Source organism: Cobetia sp. PS-4MA (assembly GCF_057670765.1).
In genome coordinates this window covers 713,810-727,604 of the sequence record NZ_CM173107.1, presented here as the reverse complement: position 1 = coordinate 727,604, position 13,795 = coordinate 713,810, and the positions used below count along the sequence as shown (strand labels likewise).

Annotated in this window: 12 protein-coding genes; 8 read left to right on the top strand and 4 right to left on the bottom strand. The window is 64.0% G+C overall.

What is annotated here, in order from left to right:
• Positions 1–35: 35 nt before the first annotated feature.
• Both AC26AR_RS03075 and rpe read right to left on the bottom strand, forming a co-directional pair.
• Entirely contained in the window at positions 36–377 is a 342-nt protein-coding gene (locus tag AC26AR_RS03075; protein ID WP_176492860.1) for a GIY-YIG nuclease family protein, read from the bottom strand.
• A 7-nt stretch (positions 378–384) separates the two neighbouring features.
• The gene (gene rpe / locus AC26AR_RS03070; protein WP_077373074.1) at positions 385–1,092 is read right to left on the bottom strand and encodes a ribulose-phosphate 3-epimerase; all 708 of its coding nucleotides are present in this window, start codon (positions 1,090–1,092) and stop codon (positions 385–387) included.
• A 368-nt stretch (positions 1,093–1,460) separates the two neighbouring features.
• Between rpe and ggt the strand changes: the two genes are divergently transcribed.
• The 3 genes from ggt to AC26AR_RS03055 all read left to right on the top strand — a co-directional run bounded on the left by ggt (position 1,461) and on the right by AC26AR_RS03055 (position 5,289).
• A complete protein-coding gene (ggt, locus tag AC26AR_RS03065; RefSeq protein ID WP_488107877.1) occupies positions 1,461–3,131 on the top strand; it encodes a gamma-glutamyltransferase in 1,671 nt (556 codons plus the stop codon).
• 132 nt (positions 3,132–3,263) lie between these two features.
• Positions 3,264–4,529: an MFS transporter gene (locus AC26AR_RS03060; protein WP_254696416.1), complete on the top strand. Its 1,266-nt coding sequence runs from the start codon at positions 3,264–3,266 to the stop codon at positions 4,527–4,529.
• A 157-nt stretch (positions 4,530–4,686) separates the two neighbouring features.
• Positions 4,687–5,289, top strand: a complete 603-nt coding sequence (locus AC26AR_RS03055; RefSeq protein ID WP_488107529.1) for a YajG family lipoprotein — start codon at positions 4,687–4,689, stop codon at positions 5,287–5,289.
• A 139-nt stretch (positions 5,290–5,428) separates the two neighbouring features.
• Here AC26AR_RS03055 and AC26AR_RS03050 read toward each other — a convergent pair whose 3' ends face one another.
• On the bottom strand, positions 5,429–6,112 hold the full coding sequence (locus AC26AR_RS03050) for a thiopurine S-methyltransferase (protein WP_488107528.1): 684 nt from the start codon (positions 6,110–6,112) through the stop codon (positions 5,429–5,431).
• A gap of 70 nt (positions 6,113–6,182) precedes the next feature.
• Positions 6,183–6,869 carry a TIGR04211 family SH3 domain-containing protein gene (locus AC26AR_RS03045; RefSeq protein ID WP_307722825.1) on the bottom strand — a complete coding sequence of 229 codons (687 nt, stop codon included), beginning with the start codon at positions 6,867–6,869 and terminating at the stop codon, positions 6,183–6,185.
• Between the two features lie 810 nt (positions 6,870–7,679).
• Between AC26AR_RS03045 and miaB the strand changes: the two genes are divergently transcribed.
• The 5 genes from miaB (at position 7,680) to lnt (ending at position 13,755) form a co-directional block, all read left to right on the top strand.
• Positions 7,680–9,029 (top strand): tRNA (N6-isopentenyl adenosine(37)-C2)-methylthiotransferase MiaB, encoded by a 1,350-nt coding sequence (gene miaB, locus AC26AR_RS03040; RefSeq protein ID WP_077373068.1) that lies wholly within the window; start codon positions 7,680–7,682, stop codon positions 9,027–9,029.
• A 201-nt stretch (positions 9,030–9,230) separates the two neighbouring features.
• Positions 9,231–10,364, top strand: coding sequence for a PhoH family protein (locus AC26AR_RS03035; RefSeq protein WP_373996114.1), 1,134 nt, complete (start codon positions 9,231–9,233; stop codon positions 10,362–10,364).
• A 122-nt stretch (positions 10,365–10,486) separates the two neighbouring features.
• Positions 10,487–11,101: an rRNA maturation RNase YbeY gene (gene ybeY / locus AC26AR_RS03030; protein WP_176493268.1), complete on the top strand. Its 615-nt coding sequence runs from the start codon at positions 10,487–10,489 to the stop codon at positions 11,099–11,101.
• A 128-nt stretch (positions 11,102–11,229) separates the two neighbouring features.
• A complete protein-coding gene (locus tag AC26AR_RS03025; protein ID WP_077371396.1) occupies positions 11,230–12,138 on the top strand; it encodes a CorC family transporter in 909 nt (302 codons plus the stop codon).
• A gap of 87 nt (positions 12,139–12,225) precedes the next feature.
• The gene (gene lnt, locus AC26AR_RS03020) at positions 12,226–13,755 is read left to right on the top strand and encodes an apolipoprotein N-acyltransferase (protein WP_488107527.1); all 1,530 of its coding nucleotides are present in this window, start codon (positions 12,226–12,228) and stop codon (positions 13,753–13,755) included.
• The last annotated feature ends 40 nt before the right edge of the window (positions 13,756–13,795 follow it).

Genomic DNA, 13,795 nt, shown 5'->3' with positions numbered 1-13,795 from the left:
GCGTTTTTCGTTCAGGCACTTGTGCGTTCAGGCACTTACCCGAGCAGGCTCTCCAGCGTCAGTTCGCCGGCAATCAGGCGCCGCTTGGCGGAGACACTCAGCTGCTTGACGCGGTACTCGAGCTTGAGTGCCCGCGAGCGATCCCCGACCGCCTGTTGATAACACAACGTCAAGGGCCCCTTGCCACGCAGGGCACGCGCGCCCCGCTTGCCGCCGGCATGCTCGCTCAGGCGACGCGTCACATCGGTACTGATGCCGGTATAGAGGCGCCCCTGGGCCGTCTCGAGGACATACAGCCACCACTCGGATGACGTCTCGCCCGTCTGCGCCGCCGCGTCCGCGACACGCGGTTCTCCCGGCACAGTCGCTTCCGGCATGGCCGGATCAGCCACGCACGCTGGCAAGCTCGGCACGCAGTTTCGCCAGCACGCTGTCATAGCGGTTGGCATCGCTGTCGCTGCGCGCATTGAAGATGGCGGAACCCGCGACGAAGGTGTCAGCACCGGCACGCGCGATCTCGGCGATGTTGTCGACCTTCACGCCACCATCGATCTCGAGACGGATGTTGTAGCCGGAGGCATCGATGCGCCGGCGCGCTTCACGCAGCTTGTCCAGCGTTCCGGGGATGAAGGACTGCCCGCCGAAGCCCGGATTGACGCTCATCAGAAGGATCATGTCGACCTTGTCCATCACGTAATCGAGATAGGACAGCGGCGTGGCCGGATTGAAGACCAGGCCGGACTTGCAGCCCGCGTCACGGATCAGTTGCAGCGAGCGATCGACGTGATCGGAGGCTTCCGGATGGAAGGTGATGAAGCTGGCGCCTGCCTCGGCGAAGTCGCCGATCATGCGATCCACCGGGGTGACCATCAGGTGCGCATCGATCTCTGCCGTGATGCCATAGTCACGCAGCGCCTTGCACACCATCGGACCGATGGTGAGGTTGGGCACGTAATGATTGTCCATCACGTCGAAGTGCACGATATCCGCACCGGACGCCAGCACATCCTCGACTTCCTGCCCCAGGCGGGCGAAGTCGGCAGACAGGATCGACGGGGCAATCTTGAAATCATTCGGCAGTAGATCAGACATGTCATCAGGCGCCATCAGCAAGTGGAAGGGGCATTTTACGTCACCCTCTCACAAAAGACAGGCACTGTGTGAAGCGTCATGCCGTTCCGGCACCAGCGCTTGCGTTCCCCTCTGCGCGACGGACGCCGTCATCATCGAGGTTGAAATTGGTGCATTAGCATCTGATAGTAAAACGGTTCGTCTGGGTAGCCACTCCCGATGCGACTCACGACAGCACGTGGCGCGCGCGTCACCGACGCCATGCAGCGACTCCAATAACGATAAAGGGACTACCACTCATGTTCGACACCCCTTGTGCAGCACGCAAGCGTCTGAAGACCTTCGCCGCGGCGGCACTACTGCCTCTGGCAGGTCTACTGCCCACCGCGATGCCGGCCGCCTTCGCGGACAGCAGCGCGATTCTGGAAGGCGAGCGTTTCCATCCGGTGGAAGGCAAGCATGGCATGGTCGCCACCAGCCATTACCTGGCCTCACAGGTCGCACGTGATGTCCTGGCGGAAGGCGGCAATGCCGTCGATGCCGCCGTGGTGGCCGGCTTCGCGCTGGCCGTGACCCAACCCCGCTCCGGCAACATCGGGGGCGGCGGTTTCATGCTGGTGTCCGATGAGAAGACCGGCAAGGTGGTCGCCATCGATTACCGTGAGAAAGCTCCGGCTGCGGCCAGCGAGACGATGTTCCAGGACGAGAATGGCGAAGCCGTGGCCGAGTGGTCTCGCTTCACGCATCGCGCTGCGGGCGTGCCCGGCACCGTGGCCGGTCTTGCCAAGGCACTGGAGGACTACGGCACCCTGACGCTCGAGCAGGCACTGGCTCCGGCCATCAAGCTGGCGGAAGACGGTTTCGTCATCCCGACCCGCTTCGCCAAGGGGCTGAGCGATGCCAAGGACCGCCTCGCCAAGTGGGACAGCACCGCCAAGGTGTTCTACAAGGCAGACGGCAGCAATTACGAGGCGGGTGAGCTGTTCAAGCAGCCGGAGCTGGCCGCGACGCTCAAGCGTATCGCCGCCAATGGGGCACGGGAGTTCTATGAAGGTGAGACGGCCAGGCTGATCGTCGCCGAGATGGATCGCCATGACGGCATCATGACGATGGATGACCTGAAGGCCTACGAGCCGGAAATCCGTGAGCCGGTCCATGGCACCTATCGTGGCTACGACATCTTCTCGATGAGCCCGCCCTCCTCCGGCGGGGCGCACATCGTCCAGATTCTCAACATGCTCGAGGGTGACGACATCCAGGCGATGGGCTTCAATTCCGCCGCCACCATCCACGTGATGGCCGAGGCGATGCGCCGTGCCTACGCCGATCGCTCCGAGTATCTGGGCGACACCGACTTCGTCGATGTGCCGCTGGCCGGCATCACCTCCAAGGACTACGCCAAGGAGCTGCGCGGCCAGTTCGACATGAACCAGGCCACGCCGTCCAGCGAGATCAAGCCCGGCAAGCCGCAGCCCTATGAATCCAACCAGACCACCCACTTCTCGATCGCCGATGGCAATGGCCTGGCCGTCTCCAATACCTACACCATCAACTTCAGCTATGGCTCCGGCATCGTGGTGGATGGCGCAGGTTTCCTGCTCAACAACGAGATGGATGACTTCTCCGCCAAGCCGGGCGTGCCCAATGCCTATGGCCTGATCGGTGGCGTCGCCAACAAGATCGAGCCGGGCAAGCGCATGCTGTCCTCCATGAGCCCGACCATCGTGATGAAGGATGGCAAGAACTTCCTCGTCACCGGCAGCCCCGGCGGCTCGCGCATCATCACCACCACGCTTCAGGTGCTGATGAACGTGATCGACCACGGCATGAACATCCAGTCGGCGGTCAGCGCTCCGCGCATCCACCACCAGTGGCTGCCGGATGAGATCCGCATCGAGGCGGGCATCAGTCAGGACACCATCCGCCTGCTCGAGGCGATGGGCCACAAGGTCGTCACCAAGGACGCCATGGGGGCCATCCAGTCCGTGATGATCCAGGACGGCACCTTCTATGGCGGTGCCGACCCGCGCCGCTCCACCTCCTCGACCATGGGGCTTTGAGCGAGGCCACTCGCGCTGCGTCTGACGCTCTGAGCGATGCGTCATCTGCCTGACTGGTCAGGACCTGCGATACGGGCGACACTCCACGGTGTCGCCCGTTTTCATGTCGCTCGCGCTCAACCAGGTGCTCTCTTGTCCTCCTCAAAGTCTCTTTCCTCGGCCGATGCCCGTTGGCGGCAACTGGCCAGCCGTTACCCCGTCGCCCTCATCGCGCTGGCTCAGCTGTTCGGCACCAGCCTGTGGTTCACGCCCAATGCCGTGCTGACGCCAATGCTGGCGAGCTGGAACTTTGCCGGCGAGAGCGCTGGCGCTCTGGGGCAACTGACCTCCTCGGTACAGGGCGGCTTCATCGTCGGCACCCTGACCCTGGGGCTGGCGGGACTGGCAGACCGCTTCGCGGCACGCCACCTGTTCATGGCTTCGTGCCTGCTGGGGGCGCTGACCAACCTGGCGCTCATCCTCGCGCCGGGGCTGTTGAGTGCCTCGGCGCTGCGCGTGCTGACCGGCCTGGCGCTGGCCGGCATCTATCCCATCGGGCTCAAGCTGATGGTACAGACGGCCCCGGACCGCGCCGGAGCTGCACTGGCCTGGCTGGTCGGCATGCTGGTGCTGGGCACCTCGCTGCCACATGGCCTGGCTGCCCTGCAACTCAGTGGCAGCTTCTCGCTTCCCTGGGGGGCGGCGATCGGCATGGCCTCGCTGCTGGCCGTGGCCGGGGCCGGACTGGTGGCCTTGCTGCCCGCTGTCGTCCCGCCCGCACCAGCGCCTGCCTCGACGCAGACATCCTTGCTTGCCCGCGCGACACGAGGGCTGGCCGCCTGGCGTCATCCCGGTTTCGTGCGCGGCGCGCTGGGCTACTTCGGCCACATGTGGGAGCTCTATACGCTGTGGGCATTGGTGCCGCTATTGCTGACGACCATGGCCAGACTCAACGGCCTCTCGCTCTCGGCCACGCAACTGGCGCTGCACAGCTTCATGGTGATCGCGGTGGGCGGGCCCGGTTGCGTGGTCGGAGGCTGGCTGTCGCGCACCCGCGGGAGTCTGTGGGTCGCGCGCCTGGGATTGGCGGGCTCGGTGATTCTCACCCTGCTGTTCGTCAGTGCCATGCAACTCGAGGCCGGCTATGGCCTGCTGCTGGGTCTGCTGGCGCTCTGGAGCCTGATGGCCGTGATCGATTCCCCGCAATTCTCCGCGCTGGCGGCCGGCGGCACACCCGTCGAGCTGCAGGCCAGTGCGCTGGCCTTGATGAATGCCATCGGTTTCAGCCTGTCACTGGTCTCGATCGCCCTGCTGACCCCGCTGATCGCCGCACAGGGCAGCCTGTTGCTGCTGAGCATTCTGCCCGGCCCCTTGCTGGGGCTGCTGGCATTGACGCGCCGGGTGCCGCCCGGCCAGTGAGCGTCGCCGAACGGGAACAGCCATGAGCCAGAATTTCCACTACTCACCCGGCGCGATCTGACCCTATACTCGCGCCCATCAATCCGGGAGCCTGCCATTCAGCTGGCTCTCGTGATCCTTCCACTGTTGACCGGCCACCGGCCCGGGAGCCCGAACGATGATGCGACACCTGCGTATTACCTGCATGAGCGTGGCCTTGATGGCCACGACCTCGCTACTCAGCGCCTGCGGCACCAGCCCGCAACGCCTGTACGTCAACCCGCAGGTTGGCGAGATGGGGGTGGTCGGCCATGGCCAGCAGGTGGTGGTGGAAGTGCGCGACGAGCGACCCTCTGAGCGCATCGGCACCCGTGATGGTGCCACCAACGCCTCCAGCTATCTGGTGGTCCCGACCGGCGATCTGACGCCCAAGCTGGAGGCACAGGCCATCAGCGCCCTGCGCCGCATGGGCTTCGTGCCGGTGACCGCCGAGCAGGCCAATGCCGGTGCCACCGAACTGACCCTCTCGCTGACCGAGCTGGCCTATGGCGTGAAGCGCGGCGGTCTGCTCACCGACACCGCGGCACTCAACGGAGTGATCCAGGCGGTCGCGGTCTCCGGCAAGCAGCGCTACACCGGCAGCTATACCGCCACGCGTGATCAGGGCTACGCCCTCAAGCCCAGCCAGGAGAAGAATACCGAACTGGTCTCTCTGGTGATCGGGGATGCCCTGACACGCGCCTTCCAGGACACCACCCTGATCCGCCAGCTGGACCAGTAAGTCCACTCGGGAGACGCGTCCAGCAGCCCCGCACCACCTGCTCGTCCAACGAAAACGCCACCGCCGCCCAATGGGCGGCGGTGGCGTTTCACGAGATGAGGCAGACCCGCCAGGTATCGCGGCGAGGTGGATCAGTCAATCACTCTCTGGGCCCCTTGCGCACCAGCGCCCAGACCGTCTCGCGCAGCCCACGATCATCCGGCGCACGGCGCTCCAGCACCTCCAGCGTGAAATTGGCGCCCAACAGCCGCCGGATCTCCGCCTCCGAGACATGAAACGGCGGCCCTTGTTCACGCTCCGTGTCACGCTCGAGACTGATCAACAGGCCGCGAGCGCCGGGCGGCAACAGCTGAGCCAGATGGAAGGCATAACGCTGACGAGTCGCCCCGGGCAGTGCAATCAGCGCCGCACGGTCATAGAAGGCATCGAGATGATCGACATGATCGATGTGGAAGTGGAAGAAGTCTCCGCACCACAGCTCGACCGGCCCCTGACGGAAGCATTCGAAGTGATCCAGTCGATAGCGCGAGACATCCCCGACTCCCTCGGCCACGAAGGCCTCACAGGCCTGACGCGCAAGCTCGATCCCCAGCACCGGATGCCCCTGAGCCGCCAGCCAGCGCATGTCCAGACTCTTGCCACACAGCGGCACCAGCACCTTGGCCTGGGGCGCGACGTCGAGACGCGGCCACCAGCGCTCCAGCGCCGGATGGGGCGCCGGCAGATGAAACCCGATCCAGCCTTCGGCCCAACGCGCAAGCCAGGGGTCACTGGCCGGGGCATTGCCTGACATCAACGCTGACACGGGGTCATCTGCTGACATGGGAGAGCCCTCCTGGAATCTGGAGATGCCCGAGTGCGGCGACACTCGGGCGAGTGGAGACCTTCACGAATTACAGGAAACCGTGACGCTTCTTCTTGCGGCGCGGCAGGTGCGGCACGATCAGGCCGACCAGCAGTCCGGCACCGGCCACACCACCGCCATACATGAAGTAACGCATCAGCAGGTCCTGCTTCTGGGTGTCCAGCAGCGCCTGCATCTTGCGCATCTTGCTGCGGGCCTGCTCAAGCTCCGCGGACTGGCTGTTGCTGGAGGCTTCCAGCTCCTCGATGCGCGCCTGACGCGTCTCGAGGCCAGCCTTCATGTCCGAGACCCGGGTTTCCCACTCGTCATTGATGCCATCGAGCCTGGCCGTAAGCTCCTTGACCTTGCTGCTGAGGGCCGGCACACGCGCATTGACGCTGCGCGTGTCCTGAAGGTCGGCGGAAGGCAGCCAGACCACGTCACCGCTGGCGGTGCGGATCTTGCTGTAGTCATTCTGGACGTCGAGCAGCTCGACCGGCTGCCCGGCCTCCACCGTGCCCACGATACGGTAACCATCGGTGGGGCCGCTGCGCACGAAGGTGGTGAGATTGTCAGAGACCCAACGCTCGCTCGCGGCATTGGCCAGCGGTGCAGACAGTCCCAGCATCAGGCTGCCGGTGACGCCAAGCCCAAGCAAGGCACGGCGCAATGAGCGCAGGCTCACGCTGCCGAGTGAACGAAGGGAAAAGGTGCTGAGAGTGAGTGATCGCATCATGTCGCGTTCTTCATGGGTGTCTGAGGGCGGTGGTCGCCGCTGACGAGCAGGCATCGGAATCGAGGCTTCCGAACGCATCTGCCGAACACCGTCGACCGCTTGTCGGCATGCCGTGACATGCCTTGATCTGCCCATGCGCTGTCTGACAGGTTGCGTGACGCGAGGCTTCCTGCCTGACATCACTATACCGCTGGGACGTAGTAGATATTTCGCTGTCATCAGACATCCACACTTTCTGTGGATAAGTCTTGGGACAACGTGACGATGGAAGGTCCGCGCACGGCGAAATGCCTGCCTCGCCAACAAATCGTTTATTTTTTGACCAGCACCAGTGCCGCCACTGTCGGCATGAAAACCTCAATAAATCAAGCTATTGACAGCTGCCTGTTTGCCCTGCAACACGGGCTTGAGACGGATATCACACGCGGACGTCGCCAATCTGCCCGTGAGGATACCACAGCCACCCTCAGCCTGAAGCCATGCGTGCAAGCCTCTCGCCACTCCCGTCCCGCCCCCGACATTTCCATGAGAAACCCCAGAGCTTGCAGGGGCCGCCACGGTCTGAGGGCTGGCCGCATGCCCGCCAGACTCCTATACTATGCCGTCCTGATTTCGGCTCAGGCACGCAGTGAGCATCACGTCTCAAGGCTGCCACGCCCTCGATTCCCGCCAGGCTCAGGCCTCGGGGCTCATTCATCACAAGTCGCGCCCCTTCTCCTGACCACTTCTCAAGCCCTCCGCCACCCAAGGTGTCGAGAGCCGGGAGTGAACGAAGGTTCGGCGCGCAGCTCAGAGCGTTCACACAAGGCAATGGCGAAGAAACTCTTCATCAAGACCCACGGCTGCCAGATGAACGAGTATGACTCCGCGCGCATGGCGGATCTGCTCGGCGAATCGCACCAGATGGAAGTCACCAGCGACGAATCCGAGGCAGACGTCATCCTGCTCAACACCTGCTCCATCCGCGAGAAGGCGCAGGAGAAGGTGTTCCATCAGCTGGGGCGCTGGAAGAAGCTCAAGGAGAAGAATCCGGACCTGGTGATCGGTGTCGGCGGCTGCGTGGCCAGTCAGGAAGGCGACAACCTGCGCAAGCGCGCGCCACATGTGGACATGGTCTTCGGCCCGCAGACCCTGCACCGCGTGCCGAAGATGCTCAATACGCGTCGCGAGAGCCTCAAGCAGATCTCCGTGGTCGACGTGACCTTCCCGGAGATCGAGAAGTTCGACAACCTGCCCGCGCCCAAGAGCGACGGCGCCAGCGCCTTCGTCTCGGTGATGGAAGGCTGCTCCAAGTACTGCACCTTCTGCGTGGTGCCCTACACCCGTGGTGAGGAAGTCTCACGTCCCTTCGAGAAGGTGATGGATGAAGTCATCCATCTGGCCGACCAGGGTGTGCGCGAGATCAATCTGCTGGGCCAGAACGTCAATGCCTACGCCGGCCTCAACCTGCTGGGCGAGGAGATCGACCTGGCCGAGCTGATCAGCTGCGTGGCGCAGGTCGAGGGGATCGACCGCATCCGCTTCACCACCTCGCATCCGCTGGAGTTCAAGGACTCGCTGATCGAGGCCTTCGGCGAGATCCCCGAGCTGGTCAGCCACCTGCACCTGCCGGTGCAGTCAGGCTCCAACCGCATTCTGGCGGCGATGAAGCGTGGCCACGAGCGTGATCTCTACATCGACAAGCTCGAGCGCATCCGTGCGCTGCGTCCGGACATCAGCTTCTCTTCCGACTTCATCGTCGGCTTCCCGGGCGAGACGGATCAGGACTTCATGGACACCATGGACCTGATCGGCCAGATCGGCTTCGATCACTCCTTCAGCTTCATCTACTCGGCACGCCCCGGCACCCCGGCGGCCAGCCTCGAGGATGATACGCCCGAGGAGGTGAAGAAGGAGCGCCTGATGATCCTGCAGGAGCGCATCAATCAGCAGGCGATGCAGATCGGGCGCAAGATGGTCGGCACCACCCAGCGCATTCTGGTCTCCGGGTTCTCGCCGCGCGATCCGGGCCTGCTGTCCGGGCGTACCGAGAACAATCGCGTGGTCAACTTCCGCGCCGCCAACCCGACCGAGCTGATCGGCTACCTGGTGGATGTCGAGATCACGGAGGCCTATCCCAATTCGCTGCGTGGCGAGCTCGCCTCTCCCTATCGCTATTGATCACTCGTCGCCCCAGGGATTGACGAGGCGCCATCAGCCCCCACTATCAAGCGGATAGCCACGTTGGCCGTACAGGACAATTGCCCTGTACGGCCATCGCGCATTAAGCTCTTCTCAACGACGTGGCAGCCGGGTTTCACTCAGGTGAATTCCTTGCCCACCGCGACTCACGCATTCACCTGCATCAGGACATTCGACGCCTTGAGCCACCAGCCCCAGCAAGCCAATCGCATTCTCAACATGACGCTCGAGCCGGCAGACCCACAGCGTCTGGCCAGCCTGACCGGTCAGCGCGACGAGCACCTCAAGCTGATCGAATCCCGACTCGGTGTCACCCTGCGCAACCGCGGCAACGACTTCCAGATCGCCGGCCCCTCGGCTGCCGTCAAGGCCGCAGCCAACGTGCTGGAGCACCTCTATCGCGAGACCGGTGCCGGGGAAGTCGATGCCGAGACCGTCCATCTCTTCCTGCAGGAATCCGGTGTCGAGGCACTGGTGGAAGCCGCGGAAGACCAGGACGTCAGCTACGGCGACGTGGTGATTCGTACTCCCAAGGTGCTGGTCCGCCCGCGCGGCTTCAACCAGCAGGGTTACGTCACCGAGATGCGCAACCACGACATCAACTTCGGTATCGGCCCGGCCGGTACCGGCAAGACCTATCTGGCCGTCGCCGCTGCGGTGGAAGCGCTCAACAATCAGGAAGTGCGCCGCATCCTGCTGGTGCGTCCTGCGGTCGAGGCCGGCGAGAAGCTCGGCTTCCTGCCCGGCGATCTGGCCCAGAAGATCGACCCCTACCTGCGCCCGCTCTATGACGCCCTCTACGAGATGCTCGGCTTCGAGCACGTCAACAAGATGATCGAGCGCCAGATCATCGAGATCGCCCCGCTGGCCTACATGCGTGGCCGGACGCTCAACAATGCCTACATCATTCTCGATGAGTCCCAGAACACCACGCGCGAACAGATGAAGATGTTCCTGACGCGCATCGGTTTCGGCTCCACCGCCGTCATCACCGGGGATGTCTCGCAGGTCGACCTGCCGCGTGGTACCCAGTCGGGCCTTGCGCACGTGCTGGAAGTGCTCAAGGACACCCCGGGGATCAGCATTACCCGCTTCCTCGCCAAGGACGTGGTGCGTCACCCGCTGGTGCAGCGCATCGTCGAGGCCTACGACAGCTTCGAGGCCGAGGAAGAGAAGCAGGAAGGCGAGCGTCGCGAGAAGCGCCAGGCCGAGCGCGAAGCGCGCATGGCGGCACTCAATGCCCAGGGCAGCACGCCGCCCTTCGAGAACAGCTCGTCCAGTGACAGGCCCTCCGGCAATGGGGGTGCTCAGTGAGCCAGGCACCTGCCGTGGTCGTGGACCTGCAACTCGCTGTCACCGAGAGCGAGATCGATGGCCAGCCGTTGCCGGCGAGCCATCAGCTCGAGGCCTGGGTGGCCGCGGCGCTGGCAGGGGCCATGGCCGATGACGCCCTGCAGAGTGACGGCGAGGCGGATGACACCCCCTACGAGCTGACCGTGCGCCTGGTGGAAGAGGAAGAAAGCCGCGGGCTCAACCGCGACTATCGCGGCAAGGATTCCTCCACCAATGTGCTGTCCTTCCCGCATGAGCCACTGGATCTCGACGACTTCGCCCTGCCGGCCGAACTGGCGGAGCGTTTCGCCGAGGAAGCTCCGGGATTCGATGACGGTGAAGACGCCGGCCTCGACGGCCAGCCTCAGGGCGACGCCGCTGACGACGATGTCATGCTGGAGTCAGGTGGCGTGGGGGATGCTGAGGCGCCGCAGACCCCGGAACTGATGACGGCTGAGGATGAGGCCGCGGATGAGGCGGACGACGCCTCGCGCTTTCTCGGCGACCTCGTCATCAGCGTACACGTCGTGGCGCGGGAAGCGGCCGCTCAGGGCAAGTCCCTCGAGGACCATTTTGCCCATATGCTCGTGCATGGCACCTTGCACTTGCTAGGTTATGACCATATCGAGGACGATGACGCCGAGCATATGGAAGCCCTCGAGCGTGACGTGCTGGCAGGGCTGGGCATTGCCGACCCCTACCGGGAAGAGAATCAATGATGCCGATGCCCTTTCGCATCGGCAGCACCCGCCGTCGGGTGATGCCTGGTTCGTCCAGGCGTCACCCGGCAGCCCCGATACCCCCACGACGATGGGGTATCGCCACCGAGGAAAAGAGAAACTAACGCATGAGCGAAGACCGATCGGGAAGCCATTCGAAATCCTGGCTCGATAAGCTGTTCGGCGCCTTCTCAAGCGACACCGACGAACCCAGCTCCCGCAGTGAGCTGCTTCAGTTCCTGACCGAGGTAGGCCCACGCCTCAATCTCGATCAGGACGCGATTGCCATCATCGAGGGCGCGCTGGAAATCAGTGACCAGCAAGTCCGCGAGGTGATGATCCCCCGCTCCCAGATGCAGGCCATCCAGGTCGATCAGCGTCCTGAGGAGTACCTGCCGCTGATCCTCGAATCGGCGCATTCCCGCTATCCCGTCATCGACGAGAACCTCGACGAGGTGCTCGGCATCCTGCTGGCCAAGGACCTGCTGCCGCTGATCCTGCAGAACGATAGCGAGCGCAAGCGCTTCGATCTACGCGAAGCCATCCGTCCGGCCATGTTCATCCCGGAGTCCAAGCGCCTCAACAGCTTGCTCAAGGAATTCCGCGAGACCCGCAATCACATGGCGGTGGTCATCGATGAATACGGCGGCACCGCGGGCCTGATCACCATCGAGGACATTCTCGAGCAGATCGTCGGCGACATCGAGGATGAGCACGACACCGATGAGGATGAGGATATCCGTGAGCTGGGCGACGGCCAGTTCGCCGTCAGCGCCCTGACCACCATCGAGGACTTCAACGAGCACTTCGCCACCGACTTCCCGGATGAAGAGTTCGATACCATCGGCGGTCTGATGATCCAGCGCTTCGGTCACATGCCACGTCGCCAGGAGTCGACCGACTTCGCCGGCTGGCGCTTCACCGTGCTCAATGCCGACAACCGTCGCATTCGCCAGGTGCAGGTCTGCCGCCTGGAAGATGCCACCGGTGATGCCCCGCCCTCCGCTGAGCATCGCGCGCACATCAGTGGTGAGTGACGCATGGCGCTGATGCCAGGCTGAATCGATAGAGGACAATGCCAGACATGCCCGACGGTGTGTCTGGCATTTTACAAGGAGAGCGGCATGTCCGAATCACCTCACCCGGCGGCCTTCAGGGGCACGTCGTCGTTGAGCAATGCGCTGGGCCACCTGCTGGCTCTGATCGCCGGTGTCTTGATCACCCTGAGTTTCGCCCCCTTCGAGCAATGGTGGCTGGGCCCGGTGGGTGCGGGGCTGCTCTACGGCGCCCTGCGCATGCCGAGCGGTGGCTTCCTGCGCGCCTGGTGGTATGGCGTCGGTCTGTTCGGCAGTGGCGCCAGCTGGGTCTATGTCTCGATCCATGACTACGGCTATACCGGCATGCCGCTGGCCGTGCTGCTGACGATGCTGTTCGTCGCCACCATGGCGCTGTTCCCGATGCTGTGGATGGGGCTGTGGCAACGCTTCTGCTCACGCCAGCTGGACGTGCTGTCGTTCGCTGCCGTCTTCGTCATCAGTGAGCTGTTTCGCACCTGGGCCTTCACCGGCTTCCCGTGGCTGCTGCTGGGCAACAGTGCGGTGGGGTCGCCGCTGGCCAATTGGGTGCCGATACTCGGGGTCTACGGCGTCTCGCTGATCATCGCGCTGTCCGGTGCGTTGCTGTGGAACCTGGCACTCAGGCGGCGCTGGCTGACCCTCGTGCCATTGGTGGTGCTGTGGGGGTCGGGTCTGCTGCTGCCGACCAGCTGGACGCATCCCGGCGGAGAGCCGGCACGCGTCGCGCTGCTGCAGGGCAACCTGCCGCAGCTGATCAAGTGGAGCGCCGAGGGCCAGCGACGCGCGGCCAATACCTATGCCGCGATGACCCGGGCCGTGCAGGACGATGCCGACCTGATCGTGTGGCCGGAAACCGCACTGCCGATGCTGCGCGATCAGGCCGAACCCTTCCTGGAACGCATCCAGGCGACGCTGCCTCCCAAGACCGGGCTGATCACCGGCATCGTCGAGCGCGACGCCGACAACCGCTTCTACAACAGCGTGATTCCCATCGATGACCCTTCGGCCCAGTACCGCAAGGAACATCTGGTGCCCTTCGGAGAATATGTGCCGCTGGAGAGCTGGTTGCGTGGCATCATCGGCTTCTTAGACCTGCCGATGTCGAGCATGCAATCAGGCGACAGTCAGCAGGAACCGCTGTTCGTGAGCGGGCTGCGTATCGGGGTCGCCATCTGCTACGAGATCGTCTATCCGGAGCTGGTTCGCCAGCGGGCGCTGAGCTCGACCGTGCTGCTGACCGTGTCCAATGACACCTGGTTCGGTCACTCCATCGGGCCACTCCAGCACCTGCAGATGGCACAGATTCGCGCACTGGAAAACGGACGTTTCCTGCTGCGCGCGACCAGCAACGGGGTGACGGCGATCATCTCGCCACAGGGGGAGATCATTGCCCGCGCCCCGCAGTTCGAGGAAGCGACCGTCACCGGCGACATCCGCCTGCAGCTGGGCATGACGCCCTGGATGCGCTTCGGACTGCTGCCGATATGGATTCTGGTGGGCCTGCTGCTGGCACCGAGCCTGATACTGGGCATCGGTGAACGTCTGGCGGCACGCCGTGGCATGAAGGCGTCCAGCTGATACGCTGCTCCCCCTATCCGCTGCCGGGAGATGCCCGGCA

Excerpts from the sequence above, each read along its gene's own strand:
- lnt (WP_488107527.1), top strand. The coding sequence starts at position 12,226 with ATGTCCGAATCACCTCACCCGGCGGCCTTCAGGGGCACGTCGTCGTTG.
- ybeY (WP_176493268.1), top strand. The coding sequence starts at position 10,487 with ATGGCCGATGACGCCCTGCAGAGTGACGGCGAGGCGGATGACACCCCC.
- AC26AR_RS03050 (WP_488107528.1), bottom strand. The coding sequence starts at position 6,112 with ATGTCAGCAGATGACCCCGTGTCAGCGTTGATGTCAGGCAATGCCCCG.
- AC26AR_RS03045 (WP_307722825.1), bottom strand. The coding sequence starts at position 6,869 with ATGATGCGATCACTCACTCTCAGCACCTTTTCCCTTCGTTCACTCGGC.
- AC26AR_RS03055 (WP_488107529.1), top strand. The coding sequence starts at position 4,687 with ATGATGCGACACCTGCGTATTACCTGCATGAGCGTGGCCTTGATGGCC.
- AC26AR_RS03025 (WP_077371396.1), top strand. The coding sequence starts at position 11,230 with ATGAGCGAAGACCGATCGGGAAGCCATTCGAAATCCTGGCTCGATAAG.
- AC26AR_RS03075 (WP_176492860.1), bottom strand. The coding sequence starts at position 377 with ATGCCGGAAGCGACTGTGCCGGGAGAACCGCGTGTCGCGGACGCGGCG.
- rpe (WP_077373074.1), bottom strand. The coding sequence starts at position 1,092 with ATGTCTGATCTACTGCCGAATGATTTCAAGATTGCCCCGTCGATCCTG.
- ggt (WP_488107877.1), top strand. The coding sequence starts at position 1,461 with ATGCCGGCCGCCTTCGCGGACAGCAGCGCGATTCTGGAAGGCGAGCGT.
- miaB (WP_077373068.1), top strand. The coding sequence starts at position 7,680 with ATGGCGAAGAAACTCTTCATCAAGACCCACGGCTGCCAGATGAACGAG.